13 protein-coding genes, 3 pseudogenes and 1 other annotated feature are annotated in these 19,651 nt (G+C 60.1%); of the genes and pseudogenes, 8 read left to right on the top strand and 8 right to left on the bottom strand.

All coding sequences use genetic code 11. From position 1 onward, the window contains the following. Complete coding sequence (locus RSE12_05470) at positions 1-870, bottom strand: WYL domain-containing protein (protein WRH63788.1); 870 nt, start codon at positions 868-870, stop codon at positions 1-3. A 375-nt stretch (positions 871-1,245) separates the two neighbouring features. Between RSE12_05470 and RSE12_05465 the strand changes: the two genes are divergently transcribed. The 4 genes from RSE12_05465 (at position 1,246) to RSE12_05450 (ending at position 5,340) form a co-directional block, all read left to right on the top strand. Further along, positions 1,246-1,590, top strand: a complete 345-nt coding sequence (locus tag RSE12_05465) for a MerR family transcriptional regulator (protein ID WRH63787.1) — start codon at positions 1,246-1,248, stop codon at positions 1,588-1,590. Between the two features lie 3 nt (positions 1,591-1,593). Continuing rightward, positions 1,594-3,783 carry a VIT domain-containing protein gene (locus RSE12_05460; GenBank protein WRH63786.1) on the top strand — a complete coding sequence of 730 codons (2,190 nt, stop codon included), beginning with the start codon at positions 1,594-1,596 and terminating at the stop codon, positions 3,781-3,783. A gap of 1 nt (position 3,784) precedes the next feature. Further along, positions 3,785-4,108 (top strand): hypothetical protein, encoded by a 324-nt coding sequence (locus tag RSE12_05455; GenBank protein WRH63785.1) that lies wholly within the window; start codon positions 3,785-3,787, stop codon positions 4,106-4,108. A 470-nt stretch (positions 4,109-4,578) separates the two neighbouring features. Beyond that, the gene (locus tag RSE12_05450) at positions 4,579-5,340 is read left to right on the top strand and encodes a hypothetical protein (GenBank protein WRH63784.1); all 762 of its coding nucleotides are present in this window, start codon (positions 4,579-4,581) and stop codon (positions 5,338-5,340) included. A 552-nt stretch (positions 5,341-5,892) separates the two neighbouring features. Here RSE12_05450 and RSE12_05445 read toward each other — a convergent pair. After that, positions 5,893-6,978, bottom strand: coding sequence for an alkene reductase (locus RSE12_05445; protein ID WRH63783.1), 1,086 nt, complete (start codon positions 6,976-6,978; stop codon positions 5,893-5,895). A gap of 26 nt (positions 6,979-7,004) precedes the next feature. Beyond that, complete coding sequence (locus tag RSE12_05440) at positions 7,005-7,850, bottom strand: alpha/beta hydrolase (GenBank protein WRH63782.1); 846 nt, start codon at positions 7,848-7,850, stop codon at positions 7,005-7,007. A 111-nt stretch (positions 7,851-7,961) separates the two neighbouring features. Between RSE12_05440 and RSE12_05435 the strand changes: the two genes are divergently transcribed. After that, positions 7,962-8,525: a helix-turn-helix domain-containing protein gene (locus tag RSE12_05435; GenBank protein ID WRH63781.1), complete on the top strand. Its 564-nt coding sequence runs from the start codon at positions 7,962-7,964 to the stop codon at positions 8,523-8,525. A 46-nt stretch (positions 8,526-8,571) separates the two neighbouring features. Here RSE12_05435 and RSE12_05430 read toward each other — a convergent pair. Next, a pseudogene (locus tag RSE12_05430) lies at positions 8,572-9,798 on the bottom strand (IS3 family transposase). A 286-nt stretch (positions 9,799-10,084) separates the two neighbouring features. Between RSE12_05430 and RSE12_05425 the strand changes: the two are divergent. The 3 genes and pseudogenes from RSE12_05425 to RSE12_05415 all read left to right on the top strand — a co-directional run bounded on the left by RSE12_05425 (position 10,085) and on the right by RSE12_05415 (position 14,071). Then, positions 10,085-11,328, top strand: a pseudogene (locus tag RSE12_05425) (IS3 family transposase). Then, positions 10,381-10,497, top strand: a sequence feature (AL1L pseudoknot). (Overlaps the previous pseudogene by 117 nt.) A gap of 48 nt (positions 11,329-11,376) precedes the next feature. After that, positions 11,377-11,646, top strand: a pseudogene (locus RSE12_05420) (integrase core domain-containing protein). Positions 11,647-11,899: 253 nt separating this feature from the next. Beyond that, positions 11,900-14,071, top strand: coding sequence for an esterase-like activity of phytase family protein (locus RSE12_05415; protein ID WRH63780.1), 2,172 nt, complete (start codon positions 11,900-11,902; stop codon positions 14,069-14,071). A gap of 327 nt (positions 14,072-14,398) precedes the next feature. Here the strand turns inward: RSE12_05415 and RSE12_05410 are convergent, their stop codons facing one another. From RSE12_05410 to RSE12_05395, 4 genes are read right to left on the bottom strand one after another with little or no spacing between them, the layout of a single operon-like run. Beyond that, positions 14,399-15,229, bottom strand: a complete 831-nt coding sequence (locus RSE12_05410; protein WRH63779.1) for a PHB depolymerase family esterase — start codon at positions 15,227-15,229, stop codon at positions 14,399-14,401. Beyond that, complete coding sequence (gene mdoH / locus RSE12_05405; GenBank protein ID WRH63778.1) at positions 15,226-16,974, bottom strand: glucans biosynthesis glucosyltransferase MdoH; 1,749 nt, start codon at positions 16,972-16,974, stop codon at positions 15,226-15,228. Before mdoH ends, RSE12_05410 begins: the two co-directional genes overlap by 4 nt. After that, complete coding sequence (locus RSE12_05400; GenBank protein ID WRH63777.1) at positions 16,971-18,161, bottom strand: OpgC domain-containing protein; 1,191 nt, start codon at positions 18,159-18,161, stop codon at positions 16,971-16,973. Before RSE12_05400 ends, mdoH begins: the two co-directional genes overlap by 4 nt. 1 nt (position 18,162) lies before the next feature. Further along, positions 18,163-19,503: a tetratricopeptide repeat protein gene (locus tag RSE12_05395; protein WRH63776.1), complete on the bottom strand. Its 1,341-nt coding sequence runs from the start codon at positions 19,501-19,503 to the stop codon at positions 18,163-18,165. Positions 19,504-19,651: the final 148 nt, after the last annotated feature.

The following is a 19,651-nucleotide window of genomic DNA, read 5'->3' as shown; positions in this document are numbered from 1 at the left end:
TCACATTTCAGTTTCAGCGCGGCGCACTTCCGCGCTGGATGCCAGCAATACAATTTGTTGTTCTTCCGGCTTTCGCGAGCCCGGCGGAGAATCGAGGCCGAGACGTCGCAGCGCGTAATACAGGAGCGCCCGCCGTACAGTTATCTTGGCACTGCCGCCACTCATCCCGTAATCCAATTCAACAACCCTGCGTTGCGTATCGGATAGATCCGGATGAGGTCCGATTACCAGATCGACCTGCTCGGCCCAATCCTCGTCCGCGGCGCTGCCGCATGGGGATGGTTGAATGCCGCGAGTGTCGAGGATTCTTGAGAGAAGGAAATCCTTGAAACAGTTGTCCAGCAGGCAGAAAGCACGAGTGTGCCAGCGGAAGCCATCGAACGCGATGGCATGCGGAGCAATCCAGCGCCAGATCGGTTCTGGGCGCGACAGCGATTGATACTGCACTTCGATTGCCTCTGCCCGATGAATAGCACCGACAATCGAGCGAAGCGTCATGGGGTTCACGCCCCGAACTGGGGTTGGAGCCGCATCGAAAGTGGGATGGACAGCGATCCATGAATCCTCTGGATCCAGTAGTCCGTCGGCCAAGGACCGAAGCTGCGCAAGATATCGGCCTGCGTCGGGCTGCATAAACTGCGCCTTGAACCTAGGCCCTCGGACATAGGTCCGCGCACTCTTATCGTAGACCATGTTCTCCGGAGCAAAGCCGATGTAGCGATTCAGGTCGGATGACGCCTGGTTCACCGACAGCCCGAACTGCTCCATCACATCGCTGCGGTTCACATGCCCCTCCCAGAACAGACGGAACTCGATGAACTCGAGCCGCTGCTCGACGCCCCAGCGAAGTTCCGCGCTGCCGCTTTCCAATGCGTCCCCTTACCTGGTTGGATGCGTACGAAAAATATGCGCGCCCATTTTTTGGACCTGTCCTGAGGCTACTTGAGCTAGGGAGCGCAATCAATCGCAAACTCACACTATGATCAGAGCCATGCGCGGTGAATTGCATTACCAAGCAAGTGGATAGGGCGCAGCAGACGCTTCCATCATTTTGTGACCGAAGTTGGGCTCCAAGTGCCGTGCAGAGCGAGCAAAGCTACATCATTGTTCCGCTAAGCGCCCGTCGAGCTTTCAGTTGTGGATCGATGGAGTCTAGCTGATCCGCAATCAACGTGTCAAAATTCTTGTCGCGTTACTTGACGCGACGATGATCGTGACATATTTCATGTCGCGTTAGGGGGAGTGATGACGCTCGCAGAGCTGGCCGAACGCATTGGCACCGCACCACGTCAGATCCGGTTTCTCATCGCGGAGGGCATACTGCCACCCGCCAACAAGACAGGACGTGCGGCCGATGCTTACGGCGAAGAACACCTGATCAAGGCCCAAAGATACCTCGCCCTTCACAGGATGGGGATGAAGCCCGCTTCGATCAAGGTGCTCATGGCTTTCGACGACGCGGTGCCAATTGTGCAATCCGGTGGGGTAGAGCTGCGTGTGTCCCCGGACATCGCGCCCGATGACATCGATGTTGATGCAGTCGTCGCCGAAATCGCTGCAGCCCTAAGGACCTATGTTTCGAAGGGATAATTCATGGCGAACGGTATGGTCTTCGGTCACCTTCTCGAAGAACTGAATGACGGCGTCACTATATTCCGCGATGGAGAGGGCAAGCCTATGCCCCTCGGTAGCACCGCAATTGATGTATCCATCCAAGCCGGGCTCGCAATCGTCGTGACGACCCGCATATTCTCAAATGTCGAAGATGTGCCCATTGAGGCCGTGCTTACGATGCCGGTTGGTTTCAATGCCGTCGTTACGGGCCTTTCGGCCAAGATTGATGGGCGCTCGCTCCGCGCCGTTGCCAAAGGCAAGACGGCAGCTCGGACCAGTTATGAGGGCGCAATTGACCAGGGCAAGATGGCTATCCTTCACGAAGAAGTCTTGCGCGGCATCCATGTCCTATCGGTAGGTCAGTTGGCTCCCGGAAAAGAAGTCTCTGTCGAACTCCGCACAGTCATGCCGTTGGCCGCCACCGAAAATGGTCTTTTGCTGCGCCTGCCCATGACAACAGGTCACCTTTATGGCGTATCGCCGCTGCAGCCGGCCGATGACCTGATCACCTCGGCGTCTGTTCGGCACACGGCATCGGTTCGTGTTCGTTCGGACAGCGGCGTGCCGCATCTCGTCGGTTTCGGTTCGCTGTCTGACGGGGAGGCGGTCGATGTCCTTATGAACAGATCCATCGAGATCGAAATTGAAGGCAGCAGGACGGGCACCCTGCTTGGCGTGTCGGCAAGCGGGCGGCAAGTTCAGCTCGATCTGCGCCGCGAACCGAACGGCGAGAATAGTCTGAAACTTGCCATCCTCATTGATCGGTCCGGTTCGACGGGTAGCCCAGTCGGGACCGATGGACAAACTGTACTTTCCGCCATTCGTGACGGTCTTGCGCAGTCGCTGAAGATTGTGACAGACGAAGACCTGATTGCCGTCTGGCAGTTCGATGACAGTTGCCAACGGCTTGGTACGGGACGCGGCGCTGAAGTTCTTCAGATCCTGGAGAAGTTGAAGCGGCCAGGCGGCGGCACCCGTCTGGGCGAGGCGATCAAGGCCGTCGCCCGCACCGGTGCGCAGGATATCCTGGTGCTGACCGATGGTCAGACCTGGGACCGTCTCTCGCCTCAGGTCGAAGGGAAGAATGTCCGCGTCAGTGCGGTGCTGGTGGGACGGGCAAGCCTTGACGTGAATATCGGGCATTTCTGTGCGGCCACTGGAGGTGATCTCTTCTACACTCCCGACGCAGACGTGGAGAAATCCGTGTCCGTTGCGCTGTCACAGATGCGGTCGTCTCGTATGGACCGTCACCTTGAAATGGACGGCTCCGACCCGGTTCGTTTCGTGCAAACGCTTGGCGGCGTGACTGTCAGCGCCCAATGGAGCGACGCGATGGCAATGGGCGCTGCCGACGACATTGGTCGCTACGCCGCCGCGCTGTGCCTGGGTCAGCTTAATGACGCCGCCGCTGAACGTTTGGCGGTAATGGAGGGTCTTTGTAGCAACGTCACCAGTCTCGTCTTGATCGATGAAGCCGGCGCGCTGAGCGATGGCATCTCCGAAACACGTAAGATCCCGCTGATGAATGCTGACGACGACGGCCAACTTGGGGACTTCATCGAAGATCGAAATGCTATCCTTCCTATGGCGAGGGCAAGCGCAAGCTATTCGGCGTCAGAAGACAGGGCACCACGCATGCGCTTCGGGATCAGCAGTCTTTTGCCGGCTCCCAATGCGTCGACACCAAGTGTTCCGTCGGGCGGCACTCCCAGCCCAGAAGCGCTCTCTCGGCTGCAGGCCGCTGTTTCGAAGACCCCCGTGCCGAGCGAACAGAGAAGGAAGCTGCGCTCGTTCCTCGACGACGGGATCATTGAGCCTGCGAAGCAAGAGGCACTGCGAAAAGCGAAAGAACATCGCCTTGCCGAAGTCGCGGTGGGCATCGACTGGGAGAACCAGGCAAATCGTTTCCTGTCCTTGGCGTTTGACGGTCTATTGGTGAGCGAGCAGACGGCACTTGAGCGGTTGGTTCAGCATGTGCTGGCCCTTGCCTCATCGCGTTCCGAAGATGCCCTCAAGCTGGATCTGCTTGCTTACTTGTCACTGCGGTTCGTAACCCATTCTCGCGCGGCGCGGCGCTTTGCCGTCAAGGTTCTCAATGGGCGCTCGGAAGCAGCGTTTATCGCAGAATACGACGCCTTGATTTTTTCAGACGTGATTGAAGGGAAATAACATGCTGAAATTCCTTACTATTATCTCCGTGCTCGGGTTGCCGACGATTGCTGCGGCACAGGACTGCACGATCTTTGATGACATGGCCATGTGTTCCGACGGGACAAGCGCCATGCGTCTCGGTGACACGACATACTTCGATGACGGCAGCACAGCGACCGAGCTGGGCGACACAACTTTCTTCGATGATGGGTTTACGGTGACCGATATTGGCGGCTCGACATTTTACAGCGATGGGACATCGTCGTCTCAGATCGGTGACACCACGTTCTTCGACGACGGCTCAACTTGCACGCAGATCGGGAACCAGCTTTTCTGCAATTGAATCCATGTCGGCGAGGCGAGTGACTTATGCCCGGCTATAATCACTATCCAAGCTGTCAGTGTGGTTGGTGTGTCGCGCATGGCCGAACCGTCGACAAGGCGGCTTTACGCAACGAGATGGCACGCAGGACGTCAGCTGATTTTCTCAAGAGAAATGGTGCATCACGTCTTGGATCGAGCTGTTTCGTTGCTCCAAACGCCACTTGCCCCGTTTGCAAAGCAAGCGTCTATTTTTACGCGAACTCAAACGGAAGCAGGGTATTCTTTGATGAGCTCGGGCCGCCATGGCCCAAGCACCCTTGTACCGACAGGCCGAATGTTGCGGCACGAGTGGCCGTACATGGTGCTCGGCCAGAGCGGAGGAAGATAGGACTAATCAAGGAGATCGTCGGACATGCGTGGGTGCTAGATCGAAAGCGCACACCCAGTCTCGACCGTACAGAATCTCCCAACCTCGACGGATGGCGCCTTTTGCTGATCACCGAGGTCAAGGCAAGAGGCGGCAAAGTGCAGCTTTCAGCCGAGTTCGTGGAAACAATACATCAGCACCGGATTACCTTGCTGGCCGACCAAGGTTGCCACTTCTATGTTGGCCAGTTCGCCAGTCTACGACGCGATGTTTTGTCGTTCTTCGATGAAATCGCAGGAGAGCGCCGAGACGTCGGGGTGACTTACGAAGGAATGAGGCCCTCTCAACCGGAGCCCCGTGGTCCAGCGCGACCGCCGGCGAACCATCGTCGCCTTGATGCGTTTGGACTTCCGGCCGCGTTGAAAACGGAGGGCATCCCCGGACCGGATGAACGAGCGCATTACATCGGGCGGGATCCATCGTCTCGGTACTTCGAGGACGTGAAAGAGATGATACAGAGTGCAGCGAAGAAGGGAGCCAGCTATTTGGCGGATTTCCAGATCGTTCTCAACGATAGTAATGTGAGAACGCTTCGGTCATCAAAATGGACCAGAGAGCTTGTTTCCGCGGTGATTTACGACATACGCCACGAAGATAAACTACGACCTCAGAAACCAAACCGAGCAACCACCGTTGCGGCAGCCATCCATGAGGTGGATCGTGACAAGATTGCGAAAGAACTGCACGAGACCGAAGCTAGGATAGCAGACTTGGAGGCCAGCTGGGATGCTGCAGCTTCGGGCACGCAGCGCCAAAAGATACATGATCAACTAAGTGCAGCTCGTCGGAGGCGCACTAAACTGTTCGGGATGCTATGGGGTTGAACGACGGTCTGTCAGGCTAGCACCGGGCCACTGTCCCCCGTTGATGCGCAACATTTCGCGGCGGTCCCGTGCCGCAACCATCGGCACGGGAGAGAGTTCGATATTTGTCAAACTCCCTCCGCCAAACCCCATTGAAAATAAACGATTTTTCGGAAAATTTTGAAATATACCCATCATTAAACCCGTCAACTTTAAAATGTTTAAGCTGCTGAAGTCGCGAAGACTCATTGAGGTGAGTGTCAGACTTACGCGAACCCGTCTCCATCAGCCATTTCCGACGTTTACATCAAACAACGAAGCGTCCGCGCCAGTCGGCATAAGCAACGGTGCGGTTCGCCTTGTAGCCGACTTGTTCGCAAAACGCAGCGCATGACCGCATCGCGCCCTATGCGACTGGCAAGGCGCTTTCGGCCCTAAGCGGACGTTCACGGCGCTGGCCGCGCATATTCAGGCCTTCCTGAAAGCGGTCGCTGGTGCGGAAGCGGGACCTCTCCATTTATCCTGTGCGGAGCTTGGCGCAGGACTGGATGTTCCAGTCCTGCACGAGGGTAATCAGGCCTCGGAGAGCGCGGGATAGTTGATATAGCCTTCCGCCCCGCCGCCATAGAGCGTGGCGGGGTCCATCGCTGCCAGGGGGGCGCCAGATCTCAGGCGGGCCACCAGGTCGGGATTGGCAATGAAGGGCCGACCAAAGGCGATCAGGTTGGCCTTGTCCAAGGCAAGGTGCGCCTCCGCCAAGTCCAGATCATAGCCGTTATTGGCGATATAGGTGCCCGCAAACCGCCGACGCAGGCCCACGAAGTCAAACGGTGCCACGTCGCGCGGGCCGCCGGTCGCGCCTTCGACCACGTGCAGATAGACAAGGCCCAGCTTGCTTAGGTGATCGACGATGAAGTCGAACTGCGGCTGCGGATCAGAGCACGACACGCCATTGGCGGGCGACACCGGCGAGATGCGCATGCCGGTGCGAGCGGCCCCGATCTCAGCACAGACAGCCTCGGCCACCTCCAGCATCAGGCGAGCGCGGTTTTCTACCGTGCCGCCATAGGCATCCGTGCGGTGGTTTGCACCGTCCTTTGCGAACTGGTCCAGCAGGTATCCGTTAGCACCGTGGATTTCGACCCCGTCAAACCCCGCCGCGATCGCATTTGCCGCCGCTTGCCGGAAGTCGGCGATGATGCCGGGGATTTCCGCCAGCGTCAGGGCGCGGGGCATCGACGTGTCCGCGAAGGTGTTATTCACGAAAGTCTTGGTCCCGGCCGAGATGGCCGATGGCGCGACGGGGGCCGCGCCGCCCGGTTGCAGCTCGACATGGCTGACGCGGCCCACGTGCCAGATTTGCAGGAAGATGCGCCCGCCTTTGGCGTGGACCGCGTCGGTCACTAGCCGCCAGCCTGCGATCTGTGCGGGCGTATAGATTCCGGGCGTGTCCTGATATCCTTGCGCCTGAGGTGAAATCTGGGTCGCCTCGGCGATGATCAGCCCGGCACTTGCGCGTTGTGCATAGTATTCGGTGGCGAAGGGTCCGGGCACCAGGCCAGCCGCCGCGCGGTTGCGGGTCAAGGGGGCCATGACGATCCGGTTGGCCAAGGTCAGCGAGCCGAGGTCATAAGGCTGGAAAAGTAAGTTCTGGGTCATTTGTCTTCTTTCTGAACCTTGGTTCATCATTCATCCACAAACTGGACGGCGTGTTTCAGGAACTTGTCAGGATACTGGAACTGCGCGCCATGCCCTGCATCAGGATAGACGATCAGTTGTGCGTTCGGGATGTTCTGCACCAAGTGCCAAGAGTTGATCGTGGCGATCATCACATCGTTCACGCCATTCACGATCAGTGTGGCCTGGGTGATTTTTTGCAGATGCGCAAAGGGCGCGTCGGGATCAAGCGGGGTGACAAAGGCGGTGTTAGCCGCGATCTGGCCCATCATCAACTCGGCCGAGCTGGGCGGGTCTAGATCCGGGCGCTGGTGACGGCGGGTCCAGAAGGCGCGGCCTGCTTCTTTGGCGGCCTCGGATGGGTCGAAGAAGAGGAACAGGAAGTCATCGGCGGTCGGAACGGGATTGGGGGCAACCTTGAAGATTCTAGGGTGCGGATCGGGGTTGCCGCCGCGGGGTTGCGTGCCCAAGAGCATCAGCCTGCGCACGAGACCGGGGTGCCGGAGGGTCAGGTCCTGCGCGATCATGCCGCCCAGTGAAAAGCCCAAGACATCAACCTGCGCCAGCCCCAGCGCGCGGATCACCTGTGCCGCGTCATCCGCCATATCCTCGATCAGCGCGCGCGGCGTGCCGGTGGATGAGGCGCAGCCGCGCGGGTCATAGAGGATCACTTCGCGCCCTGCAGCCAGACCGTCGGTCATCAGCGGATCCCAATGATCCATCCCGCCCCGGAAATGCTGCAGCAAGAACAGTGGCGGTTTCCCTGAGGCGGCATTGCCCCAGCGGCGATAGGCAAAACGCGCGCCGTCCCGTTCGACGAACCGGGTTTGCGCCGTGGCATGGCTGACTTGCATGATCTGCTCCTTGCGTTGAATGGGTTATTGATGATATTCATCAGCAATAGAGTCAAGATAACGATGATGATTGACATCATTTAAATCATAGGCTGTGAAAAGGGGGCTCAATTGCGGATCACCAAGGAAAAGAAGCAGGAAAACCACGACAAGATCGTCACTGTCGCCTCGGAGATGTTCCGTGAGCGCGGGTTTGATGGCGTGGGCGTGGCAGATCTGATGGAAAAGGCGGGGATGACCCATGGCGGGTTCTACAACCACTTCGCGTCAAAAGAGGCACTGATCGCCGAGGCCGCCGCCAAAGGGTTCATCGAGACGTCAGAGCACTATGCCGGCTATTCCGTGCGCGATGTGATCGATGCCTACATCTCACGCGCACATAGGGATGCGCGGGGGCAGGGGTGTTCGGCCGCAGCGCTGAGCGGTGAGGCCGCGCGGTTGCCGAATGATACACGGGCCGTCTTTGGCGCGGGGATCGGGGGGCTGTTTGCCGCGTTGGAGCACGGTCTTGCCGGGCAGCCGAATGCAAGGGCGCAGGCCATCAGCCTCTTGGCGCAGGCGGTTGGTGCTGTGGTGCTGTCGCGCGCCTGCCCGGACGGGTCTGCGCTGGTGGATGAGATTCTGGATACCTGCCGGGCCGATTGCCACGCCGCGCTGGACCGTGACGCAGAATAACAAACGGGGGCCGCAGCGATACGGCCCCTGACGTTGCCCCCGACTTTTATCCAGCGTGAGCGAGACTCCGGGTTTGAGTTTTGCTTGTTTGGGCGGGTTGGGCAACGGGGGCTGGCGCGGAGCTTTGCGGGTTGCGCAGCGTCAGGCCCCGTTGCGGGGTGAAGGTTTGGGCGAACTGGGTAGGCGTCTGCCAGCCGAGGCGTGAGTGGGGGCGCTCGGTGTTGTAGTCCTTGCGCCAGGCCGCGAGCGTGGCGCGGGCGTGGTTCAGGGATGCAAACAGCGTTTCGTTCAAGAGCTCGTCGCGCAGACGGCCATTGAAGCTCTCGATGAAGGCGTTCTTGGTCGGCTTGCCGGGTGCGATGTAGTGCCAGTCGATCTTGCGGTCGTCGGCGAAGGTCAGGATCGCGTTCGAGGTGAACTCGGTCCCGTTATCGCTGACGACCGTCATCGGCTTGCCGCGGGCCTCGAACAGGGTCGACAACTCCCGCGCCACCCTTGCGCCCGACAGGGAGGTGTCGGCGATCAGGGCGAGGCATTCCCGGGTGCAGTCATCCACAACGGTCAGCACCCGGAAGCGGCGGCCATCGGTCAGCTGGTCGGAGACAAAGTCGAGCGACCAGCGCTGGTTCGGCATCAGCGGTAACGCCATCGGTGCCCGCGTCCCTATCGCCCGTTTGCGTCCACCGCGACGGCGCACGTGCAGCCGCTCCTCGCGATAGATCCGGAACAGGCGCTTGTGGTTCACCTCATGCCCTTCACGGCGCAAGAACACGTGCAGCCGCCGAAAGCCGAACCGGCGACGGACACGGGCCAACTCCTTCAGCCGCTCACGCAGCACGGGATCATCCTGCCGGATCGCCTCATAGCGCATGGTCATCCGGCAACAGCCGATCACCCGGCACGCCCGCCGCTCGCTCATCCCGTGGCCCGCCACCAGATGCGCGACCGCTTGCCGCTTTCCGGCGGGCGTCACCACTTTTTTCTCAAGAGATCCTTCAGCGCCGCATTGTCGAGCATCGCATCGGCCAACAACCGCTCCAGACGGGCGTTCTCGTCCTCGAGCCCCTTCAGGCGCTTCGCCTCACTGACATCCATGCCACCATACTTGGCCTTCCACTTGTAGACGGTCGCATCGCTGACGCCGTGCTTGCGGCACAAATCGGCGACGGAAACCCCGTTCGGCATGGCGCTCGGACCAATGGCGCGGCCATGCTTCACCATGCTCCTTCAGAATGCCGATGATCTGGTCTTCGGTGAACCCGCTGCGCTTCATCTCTGGTCCTCTCGGCTTGGCCAGAGTCTACCTCAGACTGGATTAGGTGCAGGGGGCATCGTCACCGATATTCTCCGGACTTCATGACTGCCACATTCTAGTGTCGTGCATTTATGTAATTGATTTCCGTAAATTTTCCGAAAACCTGCCTGAACACTTTGATTTCGGAGCCATTCGCGAATTGGAACAGAAATCGAAAGTGGCGGGGCACTTGTTTGCACTCATGTCTCTGGATTGAACCGCCCCGGATTTACCGGAGGGCAAAACTCTCGGAGAATTGCCCGTTATGGAACAGACATCAAAGAAGAAGACCTCGAAGCCATATTCGCCTGAGTTCCGCGAACGCGCAGTTCGGCTTGCGATAGAACATCGCGATGAGTATCAAAGCGAAGCTGCGACGCTGACGGCGATCGCGGGTAAATTGGGCTGTTCGCCGGACAGTCTTCGCGTCTGGATGCGACAGGTCCAGCGTGATGGCGGCGAACGGCCAGGCCAGACGACCGCCGAGAAGGCGCGGATCAAGGAGCTTGAAAGCGAGGTGCGGCAGCTTCGTCAGGCCAATGAGATCCTGAAGAAGGCGTCGGCGTATTTTGCCCAGGCGGCGCTCGACCGCCCGTTTCGCAAATGACTGCCTCCATTGAATAACACCGCAGGGAGTTCGGGGTCGAGCCGATCTGTAAAATTCTATAGATCGCCCCGTCGACCTATTATGACCGGCGGGCCATCTTGCGTGATCCTGACCGGGCGTCAGCCCGGGCCAAATCGGACGCCGCCCTGAGCGTCAAGATCGACGCCGCCTGGGGTGCCAACCACAAGCTCTATGGCGCGCGGAATATCTGGCATGTTTTGCGACGGCAGGGTGACAACGCCGCCCGCTGCACCGTGGAACGGTTGATGCGCAGTTTAGGCATCAGGGGTGTGGTTCGCGGCAAGAAGGTCATCACAACCAACCCTGACACATCTCTGCCCTGCCCGGACGACAAGGTGAACCGCCTGTTCATGGCAGATCGGCCTAACAAACTGTGGGTTTCAGATTTCACCTATGTGCCCACTTGGTCCGGCACCGTCTATGTGGCCTTCGTCATCGACGTCTTTGCACGGCGGATCGTGGGCTGGCGTGCCTCAACTTCGATGAAGACCCAGTTCGTTCTTGATGCGCTGGATCAGGCGATCTAGCAAAGAAAGACGCAGCATAACAAGAGCTTGGTCCATCATTCTGACCGCGGATTGCAAAATCTGTCGATCAAATACACCTACCGCCCGGCCGAGGTAGAGATCGACCTTTCAGTCGGGACAGTCGGTGACGCCTATGACAACGCCCTAGCCGAATGCGTCATTGGCCTCTTCAAAACCGAGGTCATCAACCAGATCGGGCCCTGGAAATCGATCCGTGAAGTCGCGTGGGAAACCCTCAAATGGATCGATTGGTATAACAACCGCCGCCTTTTCGGTCCCATCGGATACATCCCGCCCGCAGAAGCAGAGGAGGCGTTCTATGCAAACCTGAACTCACTCGATATGGTCGATTAGTCGTTGAACAAATCACCCTCCGGTAAACCCGAGGCGGTTCATGACCGCTCGGTCGACCATCAGGCGCTGCTCCACAGACGTGGCATCCTGACCTCCATGAGCGGGCGCGGAAACTGCTACGACAACTCGATGGTGGAAACGTTCTTCAAGGCCATCAAGTCGGAGCTGATCTGGCCAGTCGCGTGGCAATCCCGCCAGCAGGCCGAAAACGACGTCGCCAGATACATCGACGGGTTCTATAACCCCATCAGGCGGCATTCATCGCTCGGCTTCCATAGCCCCATCGACTTCGAGCGAACGGCCCGGGAAGTGAGCTAAACGCTCTCCACGAAAGCCGGACAAGTCCAACTCGGACCTTCATCGAGCATGCGGAGAACGCCCGCTTTCCGCCCGACGCCCCCACTCCTAGCCTTGAATACGGTATCCTGTGGGGGTCGGCATGACCGAAGAACGTGCCGATATGTGGGCCGCCGCGGTTGGATGAGATACAAATCTGTCATGCAGCTGTGGCTGACCTGTAACCCAACTGGTTCACTTCTATGCCATTGGAAACTCGCGACAGGAATTGCCCATGCTCCTTCGTTCCCTTTGCCTGACATCGGTCGTGGCACTTGCCACGGCTTTTCCCGCCTCGGCCGACACCGCGTTTACGCGTATTGCGACCTTTGCCACGCCACAAAACATGGCTGATGGCGAGGATCAGAGCCGCGAGAGCTCTGCCGAGATCGTCTCGGTCTCTGAGGACGGCATGACGTTGGTCTATTCCGATAGCCCTCTTGGCGTCATCGGGCTTATCGACATTACGGACCCTGCGGCGCCCAAACCGATGGGCAACATCGAAACCGGGGGCGAACCCACGACCGCCGTGTTCATCGGTGACCAGATCTTTGCTGGCGTCGATACCAGTGAAAGTTTCACGGCACCGTCGGGCAAGCTGGTCACGATCGACCCGGCCACCCGCAGCGTCACGGCTGAATGCGAGATCGGTGGACAGCCCGATTCCGTTGCCAAGGCGCCGGACGGAACGTTCCTCGCCATTGCCATCGAAAACCAGCGCGATGAGGACGCGGGTGATGGCGGGTTGCCGCAGATGCCCGCGGGATATGTCGTGAAACTGCCAGTCGTGGACGGCGTGGTGGATTGCGCTGCGCAGGTCCGCATAGAGGTAACCGGCCTTGCCGCCGTCGCGCCTGAGGATCCAGAGCCCGAGTTCCTGGACGTGAACGCGGCAGGCGAGATTGTCGTGACGCTGCAGGAGAACAACCACATCGTGGTGATCGGCGTCGATGATACGGTAGCCAGCCACTTCAGCGCGGGTGACGTGGCGGTGGACGGCATCGACACGCGCCGCGACGGGCGGTTGTCCTTTACAGAGGGCAAAGCGGCGGTGCCGCGCGAGCCCGATGGCATTTCTTGGATCGACAGCGACCACGTCGCCGTTGCGAACGAGGGCGACTGGAACGGCGGCACGCGCACATGGTCGATCTTCCGCAAGGACGGCACGCTGGTCTGGGATTCTGGCAGCAGCCTAGAACGAGCCATTGCTGCGATTGGCCACTATCCCGAACACCGCAGCGGGTCCAAGGGCGTGGAACTGGAATCAGTCAAGTTCGCCAACTATGGCGGAGTGCCCATGGCCGTTGTCGCCTCGGAAAGGGCATCGATCATTGCGGTCTATGACCTAACCGATCCTGCCGCACCGGTGCTGAAGCAGCTGCTGCCGTCGGGGGTGAGCCCCGAAGGCATCGTGGCAATCCCCGAACGCAATCTGCTGGTCACCGCGAATGAGGTGGATCTGCGCGCGGACGGTCTGGCTCCGGCACATGTCATGATCTACGCGCTGGCCGAGGGTGCGCCGTCATATCCGATGCTGACCTCGGAAGGAACCGATCCGCTGATCGGCTGGGGCGCTTTGTCCGGCCTCGCGGCCGATCCGGCCGAGGCGGGCAAGCTCTATGCCGTGTCGGACAGCGTCTATGGCGCGATGCCGCGCATCTACACGATCGACGCCACGCAGACACCGGCACGCATCACCGCGGCGCTGGACACCACGCGCGGTGGCGACCGGGCGCAGAAGCTGGACATCGAGGGCATTGCCCCAGATGGCGAAGGCGGCTTCTGGCTGGCCAGCGAAGGCCGCAGCGACCGGCTGATCCCGCATGCGATCTATCAGGTCGACGACAAAGGCGCGATCGTTCAGGAAATCGCCCTACCCGAGGAGTTGCTGGCCAACGAGATACGCTTCGGGTTCGAAGGCATCACTGTGGCGGGCGACTGGCTGTGGATGGCCGTGCAGCGCGAATGGAAGGATGACCCCAAGGGCATGGTCAAATTGCTGGCCTACAACACCGTCGACAAGAACTGGGGAGCGGTGCATTACCGGCTGGACGCGCCCGCCGAGGGTGCCTGGATGGGCCTTTCGGAAATCACCCTGCACGGCGACTGGGTCTATGTGGTAGAGCGTGACAACCAGATCGCGGGTGCTGCGGCTGTCAAGAAGCTGTACCGCGTCCCCGTCGCGCAAATGGTGCCTGCAACTCTGGGCGGCACCCTGCCGGTGGTGGAGAAGGAACTGGTTCGCGACTTGCTGCCCGACCTGATCGTGCTGAACGGCTATGTAATGGACAAGGTCGAAGGCTTTGCCATCGACGCGGCCGGAACGGGTTGGGTCGTAACCGACAACGACGGCGTTGATGACAGTTCGGGCGAGACCCTGTTCTGGTCAATCGGCCGGATCGAGTGACTTCACCATAACCGTCACAGATTGCTCCCGGGGGCTATGCCCGGGGGCTCTTTCGTGCCAACGCGGCCCCGCAGCCACATCGTGGATCATCGCCCGGTGCAGCGGTATCAGGGGGCGTGCCCACGATGCTCAGGGCAACCACGATGTAAGCCCAAAGATATCCCCATTTCCTGATGGACCGCATGAAGATCTCCTTCGGGACTTCCTGGTGTAGGCACATTCTGCCAAGCGCCTGTCCGACCCGTCGACCAGAAGTCGTTTGGCGACTTGCTGCACTACGGCGGGAAGGCCGGGTCGATTTTCTAGGCCGATCCCACAGTTGCAACATCAATCAAGCGCCTCGAACCAATCCAGCACCATCGGGGCCCAGCCTTTCGGGATACTGTGTCCTCCCTCATGCAATGCGAAGATCAGGTCTGTGCCGGGGTGGCAATTGGTCCATTGCTGAACAGCAAACGGGCCAAGGCTTGCCGTTCTGTCGGCAACCGCTGACTTGCAGCCATTTGCCTTGCGCCAGATTTGCATCGCCTCGGGCACATTGCCCTGCACGAAGTCCGGCGAGATCTGGCGCCCTTCCAGAGGAACTGTCCGGTCGCTGGTGCCATGTGTATGCAAGAGCCTGACCGGACCTGCGCAGTTGGCCGGATGTGGACGCCAGAAACTGCCCGCAACCGGGGCATAGGCGGCAAAGGCAGTGGGGTTCAGACAGGCGACATAGCTTGTCATTGATCCGCCGATCGAAAACCCTGCCAGTAGCATTTCATCCCGTTTCAGACCGTATTTCGCTGCAGCATCATCCGCCACGGCAATCAGGAACGTGGCTTCATCGCGCGTTGCGGGGCGGTTTGGATGAAAGTCCCACGATCTGCCCTTGCCATTCTCGCGCGGTTGGCCATCCGGCGCGATCACGGCATAGCCGCGCTCAAGAAACAGTCGGGCCATCCCGTCATTGCGAACGAAACCCGCTCCTTCGCCACCGTAGCCATGCAGGAGCAGGACAGCCGGATGCAACGCCACCGCTTCCTCCGGCAGGACGATGTGATAGGTGCCGTCGGGCAGCGAGCACGGTTCGGGATCGCCGTTGCACCCGGCCATCGCGAGAGAAGCGCTGAAGAACACGGCAAGGGTCGCGGCCAGCGCGGCAATGGGACGGATCATGCGGTTTTCTCCCCGGCTTGGCGTTGCTTGAATGCCGAGAGGGGCATCTGCACAAGCGCCGCCAAGGGAATGGTCAGACAGAGGCTGACACTGATGGGCAGAAGCCAAGGGCTGATCTTTCCAGCGAGGGACAGTGAAAGAAGAACCACGCCGAGCCCGGTTTCGACAGCATGAAATCGCAAAAGAGTGCGCAAGTCAGACCGGCCTGTGGCATGCGGCATCCATCCCCCATCACCCCCCCGCACAATGCGCAGCACCGCCCGCACTTGGTGCACCATCAAAGCCGGGGCGAGTAGAGCGGAAACGAGCAGCTCGGCCGTAACGAGACCTGCAAAGCGGGGCACCCCGGCAATTGGCAGGCCGTTGCCGCGCAAGTGGGCGATGATCCCCAGAAGCTTCGGCGCGACAAGCATAGCGACAACGACACCGGCGATGGTGGTCTGTGGCATTTGGGGGGTGAGTGACCAGTCCGCCAAGAGCGGAGTGGCAACGATTGCGGTCCCACCCTGGCCGGAAAGCGCCCAGAGCAGAAGCAAAAGCAGCCACCAGACCGAGGAGAAGTAGGACATAGCCCCCTGCAAAAGGTGGAACCGCGACAAGGGGTGCAGCCCGGGGACCAGAAGAAGCCTGACATGCTGCAGGTTGCCCTGACACCAGCGTTGGTCGCGCCTTAGGTATCCGATCAGCGTTTCGGGCGTGTCTTCATGGCTTTCTTCCGCCTCTGGCATCATCTGCACCCCCCATCCGGCGCGACGCATCAGGGCAGCTTCGACGAAGTCATGACTAAGGATGACCCCACCGCGCGGGGCCACACCGGGAAGATGCGGCAGACCGGCTGAGGCGGCGAAGGCACGTGTCCTGACCAAAGCATTATGACCAAGGAAATTACCCTCATTTCCCGTCCACATGGCAAAGCCGCGCCCCATGTTCATGCCGTAGACCTCGGAGGCAAAGCTTTGCAGACCCTGCCAGACGGTCTTCCCAGGAAGGATACGGGGGATGGTCTGGATCAGGCCAAGCCCAGGCTTCCGTGCCATGGCATCTGCCATCAGGATCACTGTGTCAGGCCCCATGATGCTATCCGCATCTAGGATTAGCATGGCGTCATGGGCGTGACCTTCCGAGATCACCCAGTCGCGAATATTGCCGGACTTGTAATCGGTGTTCTTGGCGCGGCAACGGTAGGTCAGGGAAAGGCCCCGATGCCGAAGGCGGCATGCCGCGACCACTGCCTCCTCGATCAATGCCGCAGCCGAGGATCGTGTGTCGGACAGAACATGCAGTGAGAAGGAATGCCTGCCCTTGCCGCCAACACCTGCAAGAAGCTGAATGGCATTGCCGATCGTTTCTGCGGCAGGCTCCCCATACATCGGCAGCAGGATCGCGACTTTTAGCTCATGAAGGGGCCGCACCGTGGATGGCCGCCTCCAGCAAAGCCCAAGTATCGCAGTGGCGACCGAGAGGACCATCCAGAAGAACGCAAAACCCGATAAGCCGGCCACGACGGCCTCTGCTAGTGTCAGCCGTCCGTCCATGGTGAACCAGCCAACCCATACCGCAACAAGCGCAACTGTGAAGCAGAGCGGCAGCACAAGCACGAAGGTCCGACAGGCCAATACCTGCCCGCTTGGGCGCAGACCCGGTGCAGCAGGATCACGAAAGGGTGCCGTCATGCTCTGGTCCGGCATCACCAGCGATTCCGCAGCAAGGCTGCCGGGCAAAAGCTGACGCGGGGAGAACGTCACGTCCGCACCTTGGTTTGCCAGTCTGCTTCAGCCGCGGGTGCGGCGGTGCGGACCGGGGCGGTCTTCCATGGCTGGCTTTTGAAATAGGCGGCGATCCATGCCACGCCGATGATCAAGGCGAAACCCGTGAGGTTCACCACAAGCGCAGCAAGCGGGCTGCTTCCTGCCAGTTTCAAGAATGCGCCAAGGACGCGCGCAAGCACCATGGATGCGGCGAAAACCGCAAGCGATTGCTGACCGACGCGGCAGATGAGGGCGATGATCTGTCCGGCCCAGCCGCCAAGTCGCAATCTCGCGCCGTCTGGTCCCACAGCGGCCCAGGCCAAATAGGCAAGTGCGAGGAAGTGGACATAGCGCAAGATGCCAAAGTCGGTCTTGTTGAACAGTGGTGCTGCGGCTTTTCGGACCTCGCGCAGCAGTTCGAATTGGGTAAAGACCTTGCCCCAGGCAAAGGGTATCGACAGAAGCACGATCCCGACCGCCAGCCAGATCAACGCGCGGTGGACGGGTGGCGCGGGAAGCCATCCCGCCATCAGGGCAAAGCCGGTGAAGAATACAAGCTGCCAAGCAAATGGGTTGAAGAACCATTGGCGGTCAGAGGATTTGGTGAACCAAAGTTCGGCCGGAAAGTTCAATCCGGCTGTGGCTGCGATCCAAAGCGCGATGCTTGCGGCAAGAACAAGCCGCGTATCTTGGCGTGCAAGCCCCATCATCACGGGGATAAGCGCGAGGATCACCAGATACATCGGCAGGATGTCGAAATAGTTCGGCACATAGGTCAGGGTCAGCAAGCCGATCAGGTTCGGACCGGTGTTGTTGAGGAAGTGATTGAGGTTCAGCGCCGAAACCTCATCACGCGGGAAGAAACCCGTCATGTTCAGCGCGACCATCAGGGCAAGCGTCACGAAGAACACGCCCAAATGCACCCAATAAACCTGCCAGACCCTGTGCAGGATGCGGATTGTCCCTAACAGCCAACCTGCCCGCGAAAAGACTGCCCCGAAGGCAAGCGCAGAGGCCATGCCAGAGCAGAAAACGAACATCTCTGTCGCGTCGGAAAAGCCGAAGCGGGCAGGTATCCACAGCGCCCAGGGGTTGCCGGTGATATGGGCGATGAGGATGATGAACATGCCAAGGCCGCGAAAGAAATCGAGGCGAAGGTCACGCTGCTTTTGGGCCGACGCCATGTCACACGGCCTTGACGCGAACAGCGTCGATCAGGGACAGGCGCGCGGAGGTATAGCCGTCAATAGTGCCCGCCCGCCGTGCCATCCGATCGCGAAGCAGGGCTTCAGCCGCTTCTGAGTATCCGCTTCTGAGCGCCGCTTCGATGGTGATGCGATCAAAGATATCGCGCTGCGCGTGGCTGCCGCCGATCTGCTGCAGGTCAGCGCGCCCTGCACGCAGGTGCATCCATGCCGACGCATATTCTCCCCCGGCAAAGGATTGCAGTCCCTGCGCGATATGCAGGCCCGGATGGGCGATGACCCGCTGCGCTTCATGGCCCACAGGGCGTGTGGCCTGCATGCGGGCGATAAGTCCAGCGGCCGCCTGATCCCGCGCGCCGCCGCAAAGCGCCAGCATGTAATGAAGATCCGCGAAGGCGAGGCAGCCGTCGGTGGCACGGTTCTCGGACAGGTCTGCCAGTTCTTCCCACCGTTCGCCGACATTGACGCCTTCAAGTTCTAGCCGCGCAAGAAGGGAGGCCGCGTTCGAGATATCGCGGTAATCGTCGGTCTTCTCGGCGCGGATATCGGCGTCGTAGAGGGCCAGCGCAGCCTCGTACTCCCCAAGGTCCAGATGCATCAGGGCCCGATGCCACCAGACGTGGAAGCGGAAGTTGTTGCAATGCGCCCAAGCGGCTTCGCGCCCCGTCAACCAATCCAGCCCGGCGCGCGCGCGGCCCGTGCTGTCATAGACATGAGCCACGGCATGCAGACCCCAAGCATCATCCGTGGCAAGCGCTACGCCGTCGCGGCCGATCCGTTCTGCCTGCGCAAATTCTCCAGTTTCTTCCAGCGTGAAGGCATGGCAGCCCAAGATGTAGCCGCGCGCCGGGTGGTCGTCGGTCCATGCGGGAAGGATGGCTTCAACCGACGCGCGCATCGCATCGGGCCTGCCCATGACGAAATGGATCGCCTGAACCATCTTCATTGCCAAAGCATCCCGAGGGTTCAAACTCAGGATCACCTCCATGCGCGCGGCGGCACGGGAGGGGCGGCCGCCCAGCCAGTCGCCCAGAGCGTGGACGAAAGCGATTTCTCGCATCGTTGCAGGGGCACCGGTCAGCGCTGCGGCATAGGCTTGACGGGCGATTTCCACCATTTCTGCGCGGCCCAGCAGAAGACAGGATATCCCCCGGATCGCCTGACCCAGCGCGAAATCTGGACAGGCTGCAAGCACGCGGTTCAGATCGGGTCCGGTGCTTGCCGCGTGCGAGAGTATGCCCCTGATCACCCGGTTCCAGTCATCGATCAACTCCGATGAAAGGGAGGTGGGCGTTCCACTCAGGTCATCTGACAGCGGCATGGGCAAACCTTTCACGGCGGAGTGAAGGCCTGCAGGGGACGGAGATCGGCATTTGCAGGCGCGGACAGTCTGCGTTTCGCTATCCGACCCTGTTTTGTTACAGTCGGAAGGGATCGTAACACCCGTCTCACGCAGTCGTTACAGCGCC

This window comes from Fuscovulum sp. (genome assembly GCA_035192965.1).
Classification (GTDB): Bacteria; Pseudomonadota; Alphaproteobacteria; order Rhodobacterales; family Rhodobacteraceae; genus Paragemmobacter.
This window is presented reverse-complemented; position numbering and strand designations above follow the sequence as displayed.